This is a genomic window from Aquabacterium olei, assembly GCF_003100395.1.
GTDB classification, from domain to species: domain Bacteria; phylum Pseudomonadota; class Gammaproteobacteria; order Burkholderiales; family Burkholderiaceae_C; genus Aquabacterium; species Aquabacterium olei.
This window is the reverse complement of the sequence record NZ_CP029210.1, coordinates 3,085,967-3,104,025: the sequence shown is the minus strand read 5'-3', so window position 1 is coordinate 3,104,025 and position 18,059 is coordinate 3,085,967. Positions and strand designations below refer to the sequence as shown.

General features: G+C 59.6%; 18 protein-coding genes and 1 pseudogene. 10 read left to right on the top strand and 9 right to left on the bottom strand.

What is annotated here, in order from left to right; all coding sequences use genetic code 11:
* Positions 1-2: 2 nt before the first annotated feature.
* From DEH84_RS13910 to DEH84_RS13895, 4 genes are all read right to left on the bottom strand, one after another.
* Positions 3-938: a metal ABC transporter substrate-binding protein gene (locus DEH84_RS13910; protein WP_109038403.1), complete on the bottom strand. Its 936-nt coding sequence runs from the start codon at positions 936-938 to the stop codon at positions 3-5.
* A gap of 19 nt (positions 939-957) precedes the next feature.
* Complete coding sequence (locus tag DEH84_RS13905; RefSeq protein WP_109037392.1) at positions 958-2,403, bottom strand: TonB-dependent receptor; 1,446 nt, start codon at positions 2,401-2,403, stop codon at positions 958-960.
* 98 nt (positions 2,404-2,501) lie between these two features.
* Positions 2,502-2,810: a hypothetical protein gene (locus tag DEH84_RS13900; RefSeq protein ID WP_109037391.1), complete on the bottom strand. Its 309-nt coding sequence runs from the start codon at positions 2,808-2,810 to the stop codon at positions 2,502-2,504.
* 6 nt (positions 2,811-2,816) lie between these two features.
* The gene (locus tag DEH84_RS13895) at positions 2,817-3,800 is read right to left on the bottom strand and encodes a M23 family metallopeptidase (RefSeq protein ID WP_109037390.1); all 984 of its coding nucleotides are present in this window, start codon (positions 3,798-3,800) and stop codon (positions 2,817-2,819) included.
* 44 nt (positions 3,801-3,844) lie between these two features.
* Between DEH84_RS13895 and DEH84_RS13890 the strand changes: the two genes are divergently transcribed.
* Positions 3,845-4,213 (top strand): DciA family protein, encoded by a 369-nt coding sequence (locus DEH84_RS13890; protein WP_109037389.1) that lies wholly within the window; start codon positions 3,845-3,847, stop codon positions 4,211-4,213.
* Between the two features lie 22 nt (positions 4,214-4,235).
* Here the strand turns inward: DEH84_RS13890 and DEH84_RS13885 are convergent, their stop codons facing one another.
* Both DEH84_RS13885 and DEH84_RS13880 read right to left on the bottom strand, forming a co-directional pair.
* A complete protein-coding gene (locus DEH84_RS13885) occupies positions 4,236-5,414 on the bottom strand; it encodes an NAD(P)/FAD-dependent oxidoreductase (RefSeq protein ID WP_109037388.1) in 1,179 nt (392 codons plus the stop codon).
* Positions 5,415-5,428: 14 nt separating this feature from the next.
* Positions 5,429-5,593, bottom strand: coding sequence for a rubredoxin (locus DEH84_RS13880; RefSeq protein ID WP_109037387.1), 165 nt, complete (start codon positions 5,591-5,593; stop codon positions 5,429-5,431).
* Between the two features lie 204 nt (positions 5,594-5,797).
* Between DEH84_RS13880 and DEH84_RS13875 the strand changes: the two genes are divergently transcribed.
* From DEH84_RS13875 to DEH84_RS13845, 8 genes and pseudogenes are all read left to right on the top strand, one after another.
* On the top strand, positions 5,798-8,200 hold the full coding sequence (locus DEH84_RS13875; protein WP_245932593.1) for an SLBB domain-containing protein: 2,403 nt from the start codon (positions 5,798-5,800) through the stop codon (positions 8,198-8,200).
* Positions 8,200-9,255, top strand: a complete 1,056-nt coding sequence (locus DEH84_RS13870) for a GumC domain-containing protein (protein WP_159098972.1) — start codon at positions 8,200-8,202, stop codon at positions 9,253-9,255. Before DEH84_RS13875 ends, DEH84_RS13870 begins: the two co-directional genes overlap by 1 nt.
* Before the next feature lie 64 nt (positions 9,256-9,319).
* Entirely contained in the window at positions 9,320-10,504 is a 1,185-nt protein-coding gene (locus tag DEH84_RS19150) for a hypothetical protein (protein WP_159098971.1), read from the top strand.
* Position 10,505: 1 nt separating this feature from the next.
* Positions 10,506-11,375, top strand: coding sequence for a glycosyltransferase family 2 protein (locus tag DEH84_RS19765; protein WP_159098970.1), 870 nt, complete (start codon positions 10,506-10,508; stop codon positions 11,373-11,375).
* A 16-nt stretch (positions 11,376-11,391) separates the two neighbouring features.
* A complete protein-coding gene (locus DEH84_RS13860; protein WP_109037384.1) occupies positions 11,392-12,288 on the top strand; it encodes an alpha-1,2-fucosyltransferase in 897 nt (298 codons plus the stop codon).
* Positions 12,289-12,291: 3 nt separating this feature from the next.
* Positions 12,292-13,044, top strand: a complete 753-nt coding sequence (locus tag DEH84_RS13855) for a hypothetical protein (protein ID WP_109037383.1) — start codon at positions 12,292-12,294, stop codon at positions 13,042-13,044.
* Entirely contained in the window at positions 13,041-13,775 is a 735-nt protein-coding gene (locus DEH84_RS13850) for a hypothetical protein (RefSeq protein ID WP_109037382.1), read from the top strand. Before DEH84_RS13855 ends, DEH84_RS13850 begins: the two co-directional genes overlap by 4 nt.
* A 91-nt stretch (positions 13,776-13,866) precedes the next feature.
* Positions 13,867-13,974: pseudogene (locus DEH84_RS13845) on the top strand (DUF1153 domain-containing protein); the annotation flags it as partial.
* A 31-nt stretch (positions 13,975-14,005) separates the two neighbouring features.
* On the opposite strand, the gene DEH84_RS13840 reads toward DEH84_RS13845, so the two are convergent.
* From DEH84_RS13840 to DEH84_RS13830, 3 genes are all read right to left on the bottom strand, one after another.
* A protein-coding gene (locus DEH84_RS13840) for an IS3 family transposase (protein WP_425428960.1) occupies positions 14,006-15,126 on the bottom strand; the annotation gives its coding sequence in 2 pieces (ribosomal slippage) (positions 14,006-14,862 and positions 14,862-15,126; 1,122 coding nt in all).
* Between the two features lie 218 nt (positions 15,127-15,344).
* Positions 15,345-15,986 carry a class I SAM-dependent methyltransferase gene (locus DEH84_RS13835; protein WP_109037380.1) on the bottom strand — a complete coding sequence of 214 codons (642 nt, stop codon included), beginning with the start codon at positions 15,984-15,986 and terminating at the stop codon, positions 15,345-15,347.
* Positions 15,987-16,344: 358 nt separating this feature from the next.
* Positions 16,345-17,478, bottom strand: coding sequence for an MraY family glycosyltransferase (locus DEH84_RS13830; protein WP_109037379.1), 1,134 nt, complete (start codon positions 17,476-17,478; stop codon positions 16,345-16,347).
* 300 nt (positions 17,479-17,778) lie between these two features.
* On the opposite strand from DEH84_RS13830, the gene DEH84_RS19145 reads away from it, so the two are divergent.
* Positions 17,779-18,051 (top strand): hypothetical protein, encoded by a 273-nt coding sequence (locus tag DEH84_RS19145; RefSeq protein ID WP_159098969.1) that lies wholly within the window; start codon positions 17,779-17,781, stop codon positions 18,049-18,051.
* Positions 18,052-18,059 lie beyond the last annotated feature (8 nt).

The following is an 18,059-nucleotide window of genomic DNA, read 5'->3' as shown; positions in this document are numbered from 1 at the left end:
CCTTACTTCGTGGGCCCGGTGGCCTTGAGCAGCTGGTCCAGGGTGTCGTCGAACAGGCCGAAGAGGTCCTTGGCCCGCTCGCTGCCACCCACGGTGTACGGCAGCGTCACCACGGGGATGCGGGCGCGCTCGGCCAGCCACTGTGCGCCCCGGCCCTCGTTGTAGGCAGCCCGCAGAATCATCCGCGCAGGCTGTTGCTGCAGCTGGCGCAGCACATCGGCCAGATGGGCGCTGCTGGGCTCGACCCCGGGCTTGGGTTCGAGCGCGGCCACCTGCTGCAGGCCGAGCCACGCTTCCAGATAGGGGAAGCCGCGGTGCTGCACCGCAATCGGCACGCCTTTGAGGGGTGCGGCGGCCTGCGTCCAGCGGTGGGTGGCTGCCTGCCAGCGGGTCTGGAAGTCTGCCAGCCGGCTGCGGTAGTGCGCGGCGTTGGCCGGGTCCAGCTGGGTCAGCCGCTGCCCCAGCGCCTGCGCCACCAGACCGATGTTGCGCGGGTCGGTCTGGATGTGGGGGTTGCCGGCGGCGTGCACGTCGCCGTCGGCCCGGTCGAGCCGGGTCGGCACATCGAGCTTGCGCACGAAGTCGGCGGCCATCAGTTGCCCAGGCTTGCCGTCGTCCACGGCCGGGTTGGCGGCCTGGCGCAGCAGCACGGGTAGCCAGCCGGCTTCCAGTTCGGCGCCGGTGCAGACCAACAACTCGGCCTTGCGCACTGCCGCGATCAGGCTGGGGCGAGCCTGAATCTGGTGCGGGTCCTGCAGGGCCGTGGTGGCGGTGTAGACGGTGGCCTTGTCGCCAGCCAGCTCGCGGGTCAGCGCGGCCCACTCGGGCTCGCACGCGAAGACCTGCAGGGCGTGGGCCGGTGTGGCGAGCGTGGCGGCCAGGGCCAGCCACGCTGTAGCCCCTGCCCGTTGCAAGGCCCTCAAGGAGCGGTGATGCATGGTGATCTCCCTTCGCATGTCAGAAGGCGTGGGCGCCATGGGCCCCCAGGCTCATGATGTACTGCAGGAAGATCTGGTTGTCCTTGATGCCACCCAGACGGACCTGATCCTGGTTGTACTGCAGGCGCCAGCGGCTGAACTCGCTGAGCGACCAGTCCACCATGGCGCTGGTGCGCTTGGGCTGGTGGTCCGGGTTGCTCAGGAAGGCGCCATTGCCACCGTAGTTCACGGTGCCGCTGTCGAGCTGCTCGTGGCGCAGGCCCACGCGCCAGCGCGGCATGAACTGGTAGACGCCTTGGACGTACCAGCCGGACTGGGCGCTGCGGTAGGCGTCTGAATTGGCGCTCACACCGTCGTCATTCAACGCGTAATTGACGTTGCCTGTTTCCTTCCGACGGAAGTACTCGCCCTGCAGCTTGAAGTTCGTGCGCGTGGCGTTGCCGTTCGGCGCCCACTTCCACACGCCATCCAAGGCCCAGATGCGGCTCTTGCCGGTGAAGCTGTTGCGCACCGTGTCGCCATCAAGGTTGGTGTCTTGCCACTCCCGTCCCTGCGCGCTGGTCTGCAGCCAGCTCGCGCCGGCTCGCCAGCTGTGGCTGATCCCGATGTCGCCGCCTGTGTGCGCGGTCAGGGTCAGGGCGCCCGCCGCATTGCGGTTGCGCTCCGTGCCCGGGAAGCCATTGCCCCGGCCCAGCTCCAGCCCCAGCTGCACGAACTGGTCGGTGGGCAGCACCCAGCGGCCCTGCACACCGTCCTGCTTGAACTGGCCGCCCAGCATGGCCTGGTACACCACCGGCGCGTCCACGAAATCCCAGGTGTGGGGATGCTGCTCGTTCAGGTAGCCCAGGCCGGAATAGAAGCGGCCGGCCTTCACGGTGGTGCCGTCCGGCAGGGCACGGGTCTGCACGAAGGCCTCTTCCACCTCGATCTCGCTGTCGCCGGTCACGGCCAGGGTGGCCTTGCCGTAGAACCAGGGGTCGATGTTGGCGCTCAGCACCAGTTCCGACTCGGCCAGGCTCAAGCCGCGCTCGCCCGGGCCGATCTCCTCGCCACCGGGCTGGAAGCCGCCGATCGACCAGCTCTCGGGGTCACGCTGCAGGTTGGTGTAGACGCCGCTGAGGATGAGCGACACCTGCGGGTTGAAGCTGTTGTCGGCTGCTTGCCGCGCCTTGCGGGCGAAGGTGGCCGGCGGTGTGGCGGGCGCCGGGCTGGGGGCTGCGCCGTCGGCGGGGGCTTCTAGGGCTTGCGCGGTCGACTGCCCCGGCTGCGCGGCTCGGGCTTGCGCCGCTTTCAGTTGCGCCTCCAGGGCCTGGATGCGGGCGTCGTACTGCGCGCGCAATTCGTCCAACTGGCGTTGCACATCGGCCAGCGTGGGATTGGCGAGTGCGGGGCTCATCAGTCCGACCGAGGCCATGGCGAGGGTCAGGGCGCGGACACGGGCCGCAGAGAGAGAGGGGGCAAACATGAAAAAAACTCCACGCCCGGCGCACGTCAAGGCGCGCCGGGTCAGACAGACACGGGTTGCAGGGGCCGGTGGGCCCCTGCGTACAGAACAGAACGGTGTCAGCCGAGGGAGGGAGGGGCGCGGGCCAGATAGGCCGCAGGCGCGGCGGTCGTGCGGTCCGTGGGCAGCACGGCCACAGTGGGGCCATGCTGCAAGGCCAGCAACGGCACCACTGTGGTGTCGCTGGCCACGGCCTGGTCGCCCGCGTGGAACGCCAGGCAGTCGAGACAGATCTGGTGCGCCGCGGCGCCCTCTTCACCCTTCAGGTGATGGGCCACACCATGGCGCACCGCCCCCTGCTGCATCAGCAGCATCAACAGGGCCAGCAGCAGGTGCCAGCCCCAGCGGGGGGCCTTGCGGAGCGTCATCGGCGCTTACTGTAACTGCATCGGCCTGGCCCCCGCCACGCGCGGGGCAACGGGTGTGCCGCCTTGCTGCGCGAGGAACTTGGCCGGGTTCTGCTGCACGCCTTCCACCAGCACCTCGAAGTGCAGATGCGGCCCGGTCGAGCGCCCGGTGTTGCCCACCTCGGCGACCTGTTGGCCGCGCTTGACGATGTCACCTTGCTTGACCAGCATGCGCGACGTGTGCGCGTAGCGCGTCATCAGGCCCTTGCCGTGTTCGATCTCCACCAGCAGGCCGTACTGAGGGTGCGGTCCGGCCGACACGACGACGCCCCCCGCGGCCGCCAGGATCGGTGTGCCGACGTCGGCCGGGTAGTCGAGCCCGGTGTGCAGTGCCGGGCGGCCGGTGAAGGGGTCGGAGCGAAAGCCGAAGCCGGATCCCACCGGGCCGTTCACCGGGGCCGAGCTGGGCACCATCAACGCCTCCAGGCGTTTCTCGAACAGGCGGGATTCGATCAGCGTGAATACGTCGGCGTGCCGGTCGCTCAACGACTGCAGGTGGTCGAGGCTGTGGCTGAGGTCGTCGAGGGACGCGGCCGATGCGCGCGGCTCGCGCAGGCTCACCAGCGGGCCGCCGGCAGGGCCGGCCGGGGCGGCTTCCATGCGCTTGAGTTCATCGGGCTTGATGCCCGCCATGCCGGCCACGCGCTCGCTCACGGTTTCCAGGCGCAGCAGGCGCGCCTGCAGGTCGCCCACTTTCTCGGCCATGGCGTCGAGGTTCTCGCGCACATAGCGGTCGCGCTGCGCGCGGTCCTGGCGCTCGAAGTAGCGCACCGCTTCGGAGATCACCGGCCAGCGTTCGTGTGCCGCCTTCAGCACCACCGCGTGGTACAGCGCCAGGCTCAGCACCATCATCGGGATGGCGAGCGCCAGCAAGGTCAGCACCAGCCCCCAGGGCGTGAACTGCACAATACGGGGGCGGCTGAGTGCGCTCGTCGTGATCAGAATCTGCATGGCCTGTTGCCCCTTCACCTCGAACTGCGGTACATCCCCTCTCCATGAGCACGCGAGACAAGCCCCCCACCGGCTCCCGCCCGACCGGCACCTTCCGGCCGGCCGTGCTGCGGCCCATGGTGCCTGACGTTCCGCCCGTTCAGAGCGCCATGCAGCGTGCGGGCGCGCTGGGCAGCCTGCTGTCGCGCCTGAAAGCGTCGCAGGAATGCCTGGAGGTCGTCAAAGCCTGTCTGCCGCCAGCGATGGCGGCCCACGTGCGGTCTGGCGCTCTGGATGACGAGGGCTGGACCCTGCTAGCCGCCAACTCGGCCGTGTCAGCCAAGCTGCGCCAGCTTCAGCCCGACCTGATGGACGCGCTGAAGAAAAAGGGGCTCAAGGTTAACGCAATCAGGGTACGGGTTCAAAGGCAGTGAACCCGGCGGGCTGCGTGGGGCCTCAGGCCAGCAGCGGCGGCACCTGGGCGGCCAGCGCCTGGCGCTGGCTCACGGCCTTACCCTGCAGCACGAAGCCCAGCAGCCGCTCGGGCTCGCCGGCCGCCGTGAAACGGGCTTCCAGGGCCTCTTCGGTGGCCGTCACCTGCCATTGGCCTTCGGCGTCGGCGGGCGGCGGGCACACCACCGTGGGCCATGCCGGCGTCTTCACGGCCACGGGCATGGCGGGATAACTCACCGGGGTGGGCTGGCCAGCGAGGGTGGCCGCCAGCGCACGGGCCTGCTGCATCAGCGGCATCACATAGGGCAGCAGCGTGCCTTCGACCTCGGTGCAATCACCCAGGGCGTGGATGTGCGGCACCGTGGTGGCCAGCAGGCGGTCGACGACCACGCCGCGGGCCACCTTGGCGTGCGCGCCCGTGGCCAGGTCAGTTCGGGGCTTCAGGCCGATGGCCGACAGCACCAGATCGGTTTCCAGCGTGGTGCCGTCGTTCAGCGTCACCACCAGGCCGTTCGGCCCCCGTTGCACCGATTGCGCACCGACACCAAAGCGGAACTGCGCCCCGGCGGCCACCAGCTTGTCCTGCAGGCGCAGGCTGGCCTCAACGGGCAACAGGCGGGGCAGGGCGCGATCGGCCAGGTCGATCACCGTGGGGGCGATGCCGCGCGCGAGCAGATCGTTGGCGAACTCGCAGCCGATCAGGCCCGCGCCCAGGATCACCACCCGCTGCACGGGCTGGCCGGTCGGGCCCTGTTCCAGGTGGTCGGCAAAGCGGGCGAAGTCGTCCAGGTCGTTCACGGACAGCACCGTGTCGGCGGCATCGCCCTCCAGCGGCAGGCGGATCGGGTCGGCGCCCAGGGCCAGCACCAGATCGCGGTAGGCCAGCGTCTCGCCGTTCGACAGGCTCACCGTGCGGGCCTCGCCATCGATGGCGGTGACGGTCGTGTGCGGCAGCACGCGGGCCTGCACCTCTTCGCCGATCTTCTCGGCTGGCTTCATCACCAGCGTGGCCGCTGTCTTCTTGCCGGCGAGCGCGTTCGACAGCATCGGCTTCGAATAGAAACCGGCGTGGTCGCGGCTGACGACCACGATGGGCACGGCGGGATCGGCCTTGCGCAGCTCGCGCGCCAGGTTCCAGCCGGCCAAGCCAGCGCCGATGATGACGACCGCATCAGAAGACATGGGCACCGCTCCGGTCAGATCTCAATCATTTCGAAGTCGGACTTGCCGACGCCGCAATCCGGGCACAGCCAGGTGTCGGGCACGTCTTCCCACTTCGTGCCGGGCGCGATGCCTTCGCTGGGGATGCCTTGGGTTTCGTCATACACAAAGCCGCAAACGATGCACTGGTAGGTTTTCATGGCTACTGCTTCTGGAGAGGGAGGGAGGACAGAACCGGGGATTGTGCGCGATGCGGGCAGAAACGCCGGGAAGCGGCCGTGCCACGAAGGGATCGTGCGTGACACCCGCCGCGGCACGAGCGTGAGATTTCCCCGCGCCGCAGTCTCTGGCACGCGAGGGTACCCCCCTACAATCGTCCCATACCTATCAAAGCAGCAACAGGAATGCATGTCGTGCGCCAGCTGAATCCGATGTCTCGCCTTCTCATCGTTTGCCTGTCCGCGAGCCTGGCCGTGGGGCCGGCCTTGGCGCAGCGACAAGGGATGTTTCCGGAAACGGGTGCGGGTGATGCGCCGACAGTGAGCCCGGACCTATCGAGCGGCGGGTTCTCTCTGCCACCGACGAGCGGCGGCGGCATGACGCCGACGATTCGCCTGCTTGATCCTCGCCCCGCGGTGCAGCAGGCGCCCCTGGCTCCGCCGCAACCCGAGGCCCGACAACAGGTGTTGCCGCCGAACGATTTCCAGCGCTTCGTGCTCGAAACTTCGGGTCAGGCCCTGCCCCTGTATGGCGTCAGTTTCTTCAATCAGGCCACTGCCACCTACGTGCCGCAAGGCAATGTTCCCGTGTCGCCCGACTATCGAATGGGGCCGGGGGACGAAGTTCAGATCCGGGGCTGGGGCTCGGTCGACATCGACGTCCGCACCACGGTGGATCGCGACGGGCTGATCCACATACCGCGTGTTGGCAAGGTCAACCTCAGTGGGATCCGGAGCGCGCAGGCCGAAGACGTGGTTCGCGCGGCCGTCGGGAAGTACTACAAGGACTTCCAGCTCAGCGTCACGCTGGGGCAACTCAAGGGCATCACGGTGTACGTGGTGGGGCAGGCCCGGAAGCCCGGGTCATACACCTTGGGCAGCACATCGACCCTGGTGTCGGCGCTGTTTGCCAGCGGTGGCCCCAATCAGAACGGCAGCATGCGGCGCGTTCAGGTCAAGCGAGGCGACAAGGTCGTGACCGAGCTGGATCTCTACGCGTTCCTGGCAAAGGGTGACAAGGCGGCTGACATTCGACTGCAGGATGGCGACACGATCGTGATTCCGCCCGCAAAAGGCTTTGTGGCACTTTCGGGCAAGGTGACGAATGCGGCCGTGTTCGAACTGGCGCGAGAAGGCGAAACACTGGGGGCCATGCTGGCCGTGGCTGGGGGGCTGCCCGTGGTGGCCGATCCCAAGCGCGCGCAGCTGGACAGGGTCGACCCCAGCAAGAAACCCGCACGCTCGGTTGATGTTTTCGCGCTGGATGCCAAGGGGCTGTCCACGCCGCTGAAGAGTGGCGACATCCTGACCGTTTCGGAACTGGTCCCCGAGTTTGGTAACGCCGTCACGCTGCGCGGCAATGTGGCGCAGGCAACGCGCAGCCCCTGGAAAGCCAACATGCGGATCACCGACCTAATCCCGAGTCGGGCCTTCCTGATGTCGAGGGCTTCGGTGAAGCGCCAGAACGATGTTCTGCTGAGCGAGGACGACAAGCGCAACGCAAGTTCGGACGCCTTTGCCCGGCTTGCCGAGACGGATCAGCAGAAGTCGGGGCAGAAGGAAAAGCCCGTTGGTGACAGTGCCGACACGCTGGCCAGCCGGATCGGGAATCTGGTTGATGAAATCAACATGGATTACGCGGTGGTGGAGCGGGTCGATACGGCCAAGGTGTCGGTCAAGCTCATCCCCTTCAGCCTCGGTAACGCGCTGGACAACCCTTCAGGGCCGGATAACCTGCCGCTGCAACCGGGAGACATCGTGACCGTGTTCTCGGCGACCGATGTGCGCGTGCCCCAGGCAAAGCGACAGGTTTTTGTTCGCGTGGAGGGCGAGGTGCACCGCCCTGGCGTTTATCAGATGAAGCCGGGTGATGGACTGCAACAACTCATCGCGCAGGCAGGCGGCATGACGCCGGACGCTTACCTCTTCGGGGCGGCGTTTTACCGCGAAGAGGTGAGGCGCGCTCAGACGGCCAATCTGGAGCAACTGGTGCGCCGCCTGGAGGCGCAGGTGGAGACGCGACTCAGCTCTTCGGCGGCGAGCGTGTCGTCGAGCGATGCGGCGGCGGCGCAGATTCGGCTGCAGGCAGAGGCCAGGGCGCAGCGTCAGGCTCTTGAACGCTTGCGTAGCCTGAGGCCCACCGGGCGGATTATGTTGGGGCTGAGCGATGCGAGCAACCAATCAGACAGCCTGCCCAGTCTCCGGCTTGAGAATCTGGACCGCCTGGTTATTCCTTCGCGCCCGGACTTCGTTTACGTGCTGGGGTCAGTCAATACAGAGTCTGCCTTGATCTGGCGTCAAGGTGCATCCGTGCAGGACTATCTCGATCAATCTGGGTTGACTGGCGGTGCTGATGTGGGCGAATCGTTCGTGCTGAGGAGCGATGGCAGTGTGATGTCCAACCATGCCAGTGGTTGGTTCAGTAATATCCGCAGGTTCAAAGTCATGCCCGGGGATGTAATCGTTTTGCCTGAGAAGACAGATCATGAGAGCGCATGGAGTTTGTTCACGCGCAGTGCAAAGGACATTACGCAGATCATTTACCAGTTCAGCCTAGGGGCTGCTGCGATCAAGACACTGAGGGATTGATGGCTAGAAAAGATTTCGTTGAGGATTTCAAGAGTCACCCGAAGGTGTACATTGCTATTCTCTTAATTGGGGTCGCGTTCACGACTATAACGGCCTTTTTTTTCCCAAGGAGGTTTGTTGCGGAAACCACAATTCTCCCCCCCCAGGCCGCTCTATCGGGTAACGCTAATGCTCTTGCTCAAGTGGGAATGCTGGTGGCAGGTGGTGCAGCTCCACAGCAAGACGAGTTGTACTCATCATTACTTAAAACTAGATCAGCTCTGGATTATGTGCTGGCCCATACAGACGTAAAAAAGGCGTCGAAAATTACTCTTGAAGAAGATGCTAGAGAGGTGCTCCTCAAGCGGACTTCGATTGTGCTTAACAAAAAGTCGGGTCTTATAGGGCTAACTTATGAAGACGAGAGCCCGGAGCGTGCCGCGCTTGTAGCTAACACGTACTTTGCAGCATTGAAGAGCGTCTTAAATAGAGTTGCCGTTACAGAGGCGAAGCAAAGACTCATTTTCTTGCTGGAGGAGGTTGATCGTGCCGAAATCCGGGTGTCGGACGCGGAGCGCCGTTTTCTGCAACTTCAAGAGAGGTTTGCCTTCCGTCCCGTTCGGCCGCAGGTGGAGGCTGACGTTCGAAGTGGCGTGGAGGCGGAATTGCGATTAAAGGCGAAGCAAGCCGAATTGTCTGCGATGAAGAAATTCGCGACCGACAACTCGATTGAGGTAAAACGTCTGCGCGCGGAAATCGACGCGCTGGGTCTCGCGTCACAATCACAGAAGCTTTCCAAAACCGGTCAAGACGAAGAGCAAGACCAGGTCGCCAATTCTTATCGGAACTACGTCGCCGCAACCGGCGCCCTTGATTCACTGAAAAAGCACTTGGAGATCGCGCGCGTAGAGGCTGCTAAAGAGGCGCCACTCTTGCAGCAAGTAGACGTCGCGAAGCCCCCTCAAAAGCCAAGTAAACCTGCTTTGCGGCAGATAGTGGTAGTCGGTTCCTCTCTTACCTTGCTAGCGATGCTGGTTTACTTTCTGAGCGACAGGAAGCGGCGTGGTGAGACTTAGGATAGGCATGACTCGACGTCCGAGGATGGTGGGGCGGCCTCAACTTGTGAAGATAGTAGAAGTGATGCTTCTGCTTGCTGCTTCCTTCTCCGACGTCACTTTTCATGCCCACCCGGGCGAATCGAGTGTATTTCCTCTGGCGCTGGCGCTGGCGCTCTTCGGTTTGCGGTCCGATTACTCAAAAAATGCGACGGTTCTTGTTTTTCTTGCGCTAGCGCTAGGTGTTGCGTATGGATGGGCCGGCGGTGCATCGGTGGAATCTGCGGCGCAGGCTGGCATCGCATATATTCAGTTGATCGTTGTCGGCGCCTATTACCTTAAGTGGGGGTGGACGGGCCCCCTCTCGGTGCCCGTAGGAATACTATCTTTTCATCTCATCATTGGTTTTATGCAGTATTCAGAATTTGCCAGTGATTCGCTGGCTTATTTTCTGGGTCTGTTGCTCCCTCGTTCCAGTGCGGTCGCGCTCTCCGACATCGGGAGAGGTATATCCTTCGTGAGTACAGAACCATCGCACGCTTTACAGTCTATATTGCTCCCGATGTACCTGGTCGCCGTTGAGGGCGATCTACGAATGAGATGGCTCGCGGCCTTTAGTTTTCTTGCGACAGTTTTTTTCGCTGGTGCTGGCGTTGGGTACGTTTACTTGATGGTTGCGATATTGTTTGCCTCCATCCGGCGGCCTATTCTGGCGATAGTTTCTTCCATGGTAATTGCACTAGTGGTTTCCTCTGTGCTTGAAAAGGATTCTCGAATAATATCACTTGCTCTCTCTTTTTTCGCTATATTTGATGATTGGAGTTGGGATGCATTTCTTATGGCTACGTCGCTTTCTGGTTTCCGTCTTCCGTCCGTTTTGGCGGCATATTCCTCGCTCTTATATCTGCCTTCTTGGGTAGGTTTTGGTATGTGGGACGTTAGCTCTTTAGAATTTATTTCTAGATTGGGGTACGATGTTGAGAACCTGGGGCACTGGCGGTATACCGGTGAACTAACCAGCATTAAGCCTTATTCTCCGGTGGCGAACCTAATACTCGATTTTTGGTGGGCCGGTCTGGTGGCGCCTGTTCTGCTTGTGTCGAAGCCATTGGCAACAGTCCTTTGTTCCAAAGCGAGCCGCAATGTGGTGGCGGACGCGCTTTTGTGTGTCGGCGTGTTTGGTGTATTTTTCCTGGTTACCGTCGGAAAGCCGGCCTTTGTCGCAACGATATGCATGGCAGAGTATTTCCGGCGCCAACGTAAGAGCTAGAATGCCGCTTAACTATCTCGTTCAAAACGATAGCGCAGCATGCAAAGATGGGATTGGTAATCTTCCGCTCGTGAGCGTTATCACTCCCTGCTTTAATGCAAAAAAGTTTTTGCCAAGCCTGTTGTCTTGTGTGGAGAGTCAAGATTTTCAACTCGAGCATATCATCGTTGATGACTGCTCGGACGACGGGTCGTGGTCCGAGTTAGAAGCTCTATCTCGTGGGCGCCCTTGGTTAAAGATTCATCGCCTGGAATGTAGGTCCGGCCCTATCGTGGCCAGAAATAAAGCGATTGAGTTAGCTCAAGGTCGTTTTTTGGCGTTCTTGGATGCGGACGATCTCTGGCTTCCGTGTAAGACGAAGCGGCAAGTGGCGTTCATGGTCGAGAGTCAATGCGGCATTTCTTTCACGGACTACCGGCACATGAGCGAAGATGGAACCCGCGTTGGGCGCTTGCTGCGCGGACCATCGCGTATTGGTTTGACGCTTCATCACACAACCAGATTCATGGGTTGCTTGACGGTTGTTATAAATCGAGATGTAGTAAAAGACTTCCGTTTTCCGGAAATAAACCCGTCTGTCCGGGCGGAGGACTTTTTGGCATGGTCAAGAGTGATTCGATTTTACGGTCCGGCGTTTAGATGCCCAGGTGACTTCGCAAGATATCGCGTGGTGAAGAATTCCAGGTCAAGTAGTAAGTTCAAGGCTTCTCTTAGCGTTTGGCGACTTTATTATGTGGTGGAGGGCCTTCCTGGTTGGAAGGCTGGCTGTTTTTTTATTCTTTTTCTGATCTTCTCTGCGTGGAAGCGGTTGCTATATTCTCCGCGACTTTATGTGAGCGGCGACGCATCTGTTGTGAAGTATAGGCTTTAACTACGATGACTGCTTTATGATATACGTCAGGCTCGCCGGTGGGTTGGGAAATCAACTCTTTCAAACTGCTGCGGCTTTACTCCTCGCGGCCAGTGAGGAACGGCAGATCGTACTGGTCCCGAATGGACTCACCAAGTACGCGTCCGTTAGAGGGCTTGATATTGCGAGACTGCTTGATTTTGGAAAAATTAAGCAGTTGAGCATCGCATCTGAAAATTCGTTGGGTGCTGCGCTCATAGACAAGTTAAGGATCGGGCGCTGGTTGCCATTCTTGTCGGTTACCGATGCCAAATTCTCTCGATTGTGTGGCGATGGGAGATCAATGCCTTCCTTGCTGTTTCTTGATGGCTACTACCAATCGGGATGGGATGTCAAGGAGTTATTGCGGATTGCAGATATTATCAAAGCGGCTATTCCGCATTCCGGAGGCCAAGAGCCGCGAGATGGTGATGTAATTGGGGTTCACGTCCGAGGGGGGGACTTCCTCAATGTGCCATTGCATAAAGTTGTCGATGAGAAATACTATTTCCACGCAATTAAGGATCTCATTGAAGTTCAGGGGGCGGGCAGAGAATTGTGCTGCATTACAGACGATCCAGACTACGCGAGGGCGGTTCTTCGCTATTCAGTGGCGCGATTCGGCCTCCAGTTCTCTGCTATAGAGCGTCCTTCTTCTGATTTGCTTGATGATTTTCGTCGCCTAGGTGCTTTTAGGTTTTGTGTTATCGGTAATAGCACTTTCTCGTTCTGGGGCTACTTGCTTGGGTCTGGCCCTCTATCTGCGCGAGTGCTGGTGAGTCCTAAGCAATTCACGAATAAGAGGGATCGAGATTTCTTATTGCCGGGCGAGGTTTTGCTGGATGCAAAAAATGAGTGGCGGCGCACTTCGTTAGCCGAAGAAAACGGGTTGTAATCTATGCCGGATAATTCTAAGGTGCCCATCGCGATAATCGCGAAGGAAGTGAATGAAGCGCTGATCAGTTTCGTTTCGACCAGGCTACGAGCCCCTATTCATGTCGTGACACCCGAGAGGTCTTATACGAAGGTGAGGGACGTCAAGCTACATCGGGATGACGATTTTCTACCTTCGCGAGAGTTCTTCGCGAAGTGCGTGCACCCCCGTCCGGGATGGATCTATCAGCAGTGCCTCAAATATCAGGTTGTACTTACCTTGGGTTACGAGAGTCTGCTTATCCTCGATGGCGACAGTGTAATTGCAGACCGTAAGTTTCTTGATGCGGGCGCTGTTTACTACACTCCAAGGAATATTGAGGCTGTCTACGATGCCTATGTCCGGAACGTGCTCGGCACAGAATTTAGTAGGGCTGAGAGTTTCATAACCAATCAGATGCTTTTTAATAGGTCGTTGTTGGTTGGTATGCTCGATTCCCGCTTTGGTGGGGTCGATAAATGGGTGGACCATGCGCTTGCCATGCTCGACGCCGGAGAGTTCAGTGAGTACCAGGTGTATGCTTGCTGGGCACTCTTGAAAGGCGGAGTTCGTGCAATGCCTATGAAAGTTTTTCGGCGTCTCGACCTTGTTCGTCGTACGCCGTTGGAGGCGCTGCAGAAATATGACCTAGTTGCTTTCGAGCCGCATCATAGAGGCGGCTCTCTAAGGGAGGTTAGAGCTCGATTTTTGTACGCACTGGGGAGGAACCTCGGGTGATCGCCGGCGCTCATCATTCGGCGGAGTGGGCGATGGCTGTGCTTTTCTTCATCTTGTCCACGCTGTGTGCAATTGAGGCCAGTACATCGATCGCTCGGTATGTGGGAATTCAGATAGGAAGCTTGGCAGGCGGGTTTTCCCTGCAGAGCGGGCTCTCGTTGCTGTCTCGCATGCTGATGGCCGTTTTTATGCCAATGCTTGGCTATATGGCGGATAAGGGGCTCATCTCAGATGTCGGTTACATATTTCTTTTTCTTTTGTCCCTTGGCGTTCCCTGTGCCTTGCTGCTCGTGCTGTTGTTTCGAGATTGGATTGCCTCGAACTATATTGGCATTCTGCGCAGCATGCTAACCCGAGGTGGTTATTTCCCGTTTCGGAGGGAGCTTGTCTCTATGCGAAGAAGAGGGCGTTTCTTGGGGCGCTCTATTTCTGCGCGCAGGTTGGTTATTGTAACCGTACTTTCTTATATACCTTATTATCTTGCGTGGCCTGTTACCATGCTTTTGATAAGTCGCCACCCAGATAATCGAGGATTTATAATGGGCCTGACCTCCGTCTTGAATGGGGTAAATACTATCACGTTGGTCCTTTTTGTTGATCCTTTCCTGGTCCGTTTGGCAGGCCTTAAGAATGTTTCCCAGGACGTGTATTCTGACCAGCTGTGGGTTCGGATACTTTCCGGGGTCTTGGCTAGTTTCCTGTTTCTTCTGTTCGCGTTCTGCACGTCCTGAGGGCCTCGTATACAAGAGTGTTGCCATCTCGGGCTTGCGTGTGTTGACCCAGTGAATTCCTGCTCAGGTGTTAACGTTGAAGGAAACGACGATGAGCACCCTGATGGAAGACGACATCAAGCGCTGGACAGCCAAGCGTAAGACGGCCTTGGTCCTGGACATCATCCAGGGCAAGACCACGATCTCGGAGGCCAGCCGGGGCCTTCGATCTCAACCCGTAAGCTCCCCTGTCAAGTAGACAGTCCAGAAGTAGAGACTTCCTGGTTGAACACCCTGGGTTTGAACACCACCGGCGGCACGTTGCCCAGGGAGTCGTGCGGCCGGTATTCGTTGTAGTCGGTCAGCCAGTCGTCGGCAGCGGTCTGAACCTCGCTGATTGCGTTGAACAGCCAAGCATCGAGCACCTCCTGGCGGAAGCTGCGGTTGAAGCGCTCGATGAACGCGTTCTGGTTGGGCTTGCCGGGCTGGATGAACAGCAGCTTCACACCGTTCTTCTCGGCCCAGTCGACGAAGGCCTCAACGGTCAGCTCGGGGCCGTTATCCAGGCGGATCGCCTCAGGCCGACCGAACATCTCCACCAGTTGCTCCAGCACGCGAACCACGCGCGACGACGGGATCGACGTGCCGCACTCGATGCGCAGCGCCTCCCGGTTGCCCTCGTCGATCACGTTCAGCGTCCGGAACGGCCTGCCGTCGTAGAGCGTGTCGCGCATGAAGTCCAGCGCCCAGACGCGGTTGAGCTCCGAGCTGGCCAGCAGCGGCTGGCGCTCGCGCGTCAGCACGCGGCGCCGAACCTTGCGCTTGAGGTTCAGCCGCATCGCGCAGTACACGCGGTACACCCGCTTGTGGTTCCAGCCGTGCCCGTCTTGCCGAAGCCGGTCGAAGCACTTCCAAAAGCCCCAGCGCGGGCGCTTCTCCAGCATGACGTTGATCGCGTCAATGACCGGCGCATCCTTGGCCGCCCGATCCGTCGTGGGCTTGTACAGCGCCGACCGCGGGAGCCCCACGGCCTGGCAGGCGCGCACACGGGACAGATGATGTTCGTCGACCATGATCTGCACCGCAGCCCGCCTGGCGATCGGCGTCACAATTTTCGCGACAGCACGTCCTTGATCGCAGCGTTCTCCAGCGCCAGATCGGCGTACATGCGCTTGAGCCGCGCGTTCTCCGCGTCGAGCTCCTTGACGCGCTTGAGCTCGTTGGCCGACATGCCCGCGTACTTGCTCTTCCATTGGTAGTACGTCGCCGAGCTGATGCCGTGCTTGCGGCAGACCTCCACCACGGCCAAGCCCGCCTCGCCCTCGCTCAGGATCGCCAGGATCTGGCTCTCTGTGAATCTCGACTTCCTCATCGCTCTTCCTCGAAGATGCGGAAGTCTCTATTTTCAGCTTGTCTACTCAGAGGGGGAGCTTACGATCGGCTTTTACAACCACCGGCGCCCTCACCAAGCGCTGGGCATGAAGACCCCCGCTGAGGCTTATGCTTTAGCAGCCTGACCTGTGCAGAAACCGCTGGGTCAATACATAACGCTGGTCTCTCGAATCGTGATTTGAGCAAGTTTCTGCTAATTCAAGTGGGCTTCTGCAAAAACAAATGGTCTATCTTCCTTTCGAGATGCAAAGTGGCTGCCCCCCAGCCTTTGCCGTTTAAGGTCGACACGATGCCTCTAGGGATCGCAAGTAAGTCTTTCAAGGGGGTAGAAATCGGGCCGCAACTTAGTACCCGACACTGATTCTCAATTGCGGTGTTTGCAAGCGCCGTGATTGAATAAAACCGTTTGTGTGTTGGGTCATCGTGAAAGTGGTAGTTCAGTCGATTTTTTTTCTTGTATGCGGTTTTTATTGACGGAAACTCTACATACAAAAAACCCCCGGGCCTTAGTCTTTTGCACAATAGATCAAAAACGCGATCTCCATTCTGCAGATGTTCCAGCACGTGATTGGCTATGATGGCGTCGTACGTGTCTAAGGAGGCTAGTAAATCTGCGTTCGCTTCGAGGTCGAGTTGAAAGAATCGATCTTGATCATGCATTTGAATGCGATGGTCAACGAAGTCGATGCCGTGGTATATCGCGCCAGGAAAGAGCGCCTTAGTCTCGTTGTAAGAACGATTTGCAATCCCAAGATCTAGTATTTTGGTTGGTTTTGCGCCTGCCAGAAAAAGTTTCCAAAACTTGGGTTTGATGAGGAGGGCATATCTTTTGGTCTGCATCTTCTATCCATTATAAGATTGTCCGGAGAAGACTTGGATCGACTTGTCGGGGTCGCCAGCGGAGTCTTCGGCACGGACTCCTTAACGGCGAGCAATGCTTTGGTGCCAGCGCTATCCTTAGCAAGGATTTGATTCCTCTTCTTTGGCAGAGTGGCTTAACCAAGTGCCGGGGCCGTGCAAAGCGAGGTTATTGCGCCTTTACTAGTGCGATTTTACGGTGCAGTCTGTTCAGGTGTTGGCGCGTGAGCGGCTCCCGCCTGCGCCACTGAATTGAAGGCGAAAAGCTTGGTTTTTAATGCGACGTTCACTCCGCTCATGGGGGTAAGCCCGGCATGTTGTGCTATGCGCTGTCCGTTGTTTAGCTTACAGTTCTTTGCCTATTTGAAATCGAAGATGTCGCGTCGATTCCACTCGGATGTAATGTCATTTTGCGGTACCAAAATCCATAGACCCAACCGAAGATGGCCAGACTGGAGATCGAAATTAGTGTGGCGTCCGCGCAGCGTGCCGCAATGTTCGCCACGACGGAGCATGTGGCTGGCAAAGACCAAATTAAGGCACTGGTCATTGCGTGTTTGCGCCATTGGGGAGCAGACCGTCCCAACTTCAGGCTCACCATGCGTCTGTAGACCAACATATGGAAATGAACTCTGTCCGGTCTTCCGGCGCCCGTTTTGCGATGGATACTCTTGCGCCAAATGGAGAACAAAGTTTCCCAAACAGGGTAAAGCACGCACAGGAGTACCGCCCAAGTGGACAGGCCTGGATGGCGGGCCAGCAGTAGGATGGCGCATTCAGCTACCCAAAAGCCGGCGAGGTAGGCGCCGCCGTCTCCCATAAAGATTTTCCCGAAAGGGAAGTTTAGGAGCATAAAGCCAATTAGTGCCGCGACTCCCCACAAGCACAGTTTCATAAGGACGATGTCGTCGAGGTGCAAAGCGATTCCCGCCAGCCCCCCAAGCATTAGTGCCACGGTGCCCGACGCTAAACCATTGAACCCATCGATAATATTCACCGCGTTTGTCATGCCCGCTACGGCAAAGCAGGTAAATAGGAAGCCCACGGGGGTCAGCGAGATGAGATCGTCTGCGAGCGGAACATCGATGCGCACCAATTCAGCATCAAGGGCATAGGCAGCGAGTCCCGCAGATACAAAAGAGGCGACAAGACGCCGTCGCGCCGAGACGTTCTTTGTCAGGTCTTCGATGATCCCTGCTGCAAAAACTGGCAATGCTGAAATGAGCAGGCTGAAGGCGGTGGGATGGGTCCGTGAATGGATCATCACCCCGACGAGAACGCCCGCACCGAGCCCAAGCGCAACGCCCAATCCTCCCACCCGCGGTACGGGAACTTTATGAAACTTCTGCGCGCCCTCCAGGTCTCTGTCAAGCGAGAGCCTTCCGTGCCACCGCTGCGTCAGCACGAGGAGCGCACAGGCGAGAAAGGCCACCGTGCTCACTGACAGAAATACCCATCCAATGTTCTGAACCATCCCGTGCTCGATTCGTGAGTCTGCCGTTGTCACAACAACTTTTCATTGTATCGATCGGTCCCTGCAGCGACCGACTTTGTTCTTCGGTGCTTGTGGGTACCTCAACAGGCTGTGAACTTTGTCAGCGTGTCCTCGGTGCCCGGGGTTGGCAGCGCAATGACTGTTGCTCTATGGCCCTCGCATAAAGTCTGGCGCTATGGACCTGCAGGTACCGTTTGAAAGATCGCTTGATGACGTGCATGATGAACGGTGGCACGCCACGCGCGTGGTTCAAACAACAGCTTCAACAGGACGTGGATGATGAAGAAAGCAATTGTCTCGGTGGTTCTTGGCTCTGTTGCCTTCGCTTCCGTTGCTCAAGGTAGTGCTCCTGCTCCTGCTGGCGGTGGCGCTACCTCAGCCACGGCCGCTGGCGCCGGCGCCACCGGTGCCACCACCGCTGCGGCGGCCACCACCACCACTGGCATCACCGCCGCCACCGGCGCTGCCATCGTGGGTGGCGTGGCCATCGTCGGCGCGGCCGTTTCGCTGAACAACAGCGGCAGCTCGGGCACCACCGGCACAACGAAGTAAGTCCTGCC

What these genes read in the sequence shown, in the direction of transcription:
- DEH84_RS13900 (WP_109037391.1), bottom strand. Translation starts at nt 2,810, where the DNA reads ATGACGCTCCGCAAGGCCCCCCGCTGGGGCTGGCACCTGCTGCTGGCC.
- DEH84_RS13830 (WP_109037379.1), bottom strand. Translation starts at nt 17,478, where the DNA reads ATGGTTCAGAACATTGGATGGGTATTTCTGTCAGTGAGCACGGTGGCC.
- DEH84_RS13910 (WP_109038403.1), bottom strand. Translation starts at nt 938, where the DNA reads ATGCATCACCGCTCCTTGAGGGCCTTGCAACGGGCAGGGGCTACAGCG.
- DEH84_RS13835 (WP_109037380.1), bottom strand. Translation starts at nt 15,986, where the DNA reads ATGCAGACCAAAAGATATGCCCTCCTCATCAAACCCAAGTTTTGGAAA.
- DEH84_RS13895 (WP_109037390.1), bottom strand. Translation starts at nt 3,800, where the DNA reads ATGCAGATTCTGATCACGACGAGCGCACTCAGCCGCCCCCGTATTGTG.
- DEH84_RS13880 (WP_109037387.1), bottom strand. Translation starts at nt 5,593, where the DNA reads ATGAAAACCTACCAGTGCATCGTTTGCGGCTTTGTGTATGACGAAACC.
- DEH84_RS13905 (WP_109037392.1), bottom strand. Translation starts at nt 2,403, where the DNA reads ATGTTTGCCCCCTCTCTCTCTGCGGCCCGTGTCCGCGCCCTGACCCTC.
- DEH84_RS13870 (WP_159098972.1), top strand. Translation starts at nt 8,200, where the DNA reads ATGGCTAGAAAAGATTTCGTTGAGGATTTCAAGAGTCACCCGAAGGTG.
- DEH84_RS19150 (WP_159098971.1), top strand. Translation starts at nt 9,320, where the DNA reads ATGCTTCTGCTTGCTGCTTCCTTCTCCGACGTCACTTTTCATGCCCAC.
- DEH84_RS13875 (WP_245932593.1), top strand. Translation starts at nt 5,798, where the DNA reads ATGCATGTCGTGCGCCAGCTGAATCCGATGTCTCGCCTTCTCATCGTT.
- DEH84_RS19145 (WP_159098969.1), top strand. Translation starts at nt 17,779, where the DNA reads ATGAAGAAAGCAATTGTCTCGGTGGTTCTTGGCTCTGTTGCCTTCGCT.
- DEH84_RS13890 (WP_109037389.1), top strand. Translation starts at nt 3,845, where the DNA reads ATGAGCACGCGAGACAAGCCCCCCACCGGCTCCCGCCCGACCGGCACC.
- DEH84_RS13860 (WP_109037384.1), top strand. Translation starts at nt 11,392, where the DNA reads ATGATATACGTCAGGCTCGCCGGTGGGTTGGGAAATCAACTCTTTCAA.
- DEH84_RS13855 (WP_109037383.1), top strand. Translation starts at nt 12,292, where the DNA reads ATGCCGGATAATTCTAAGGTGCCCATCGCGATAATCGCGAAGGAAGTG.
- DEH84_RS13885 (WP_109037388.1), bottom strand. Translation starts at nt 5,414, where the DNA reads ATGTCTTCTGATGCGGTCGTCATCATCGGCGCTGGCTTGGCCGGCTGG.
- DEH84_RS19765 (WP_159098970.1), top strand. Translation starts at nt 10,506, where the DNA reads ATGCCGCTTAACTATCTCGTTCAAAACGATAGCGCAGCATGCAAAGAT.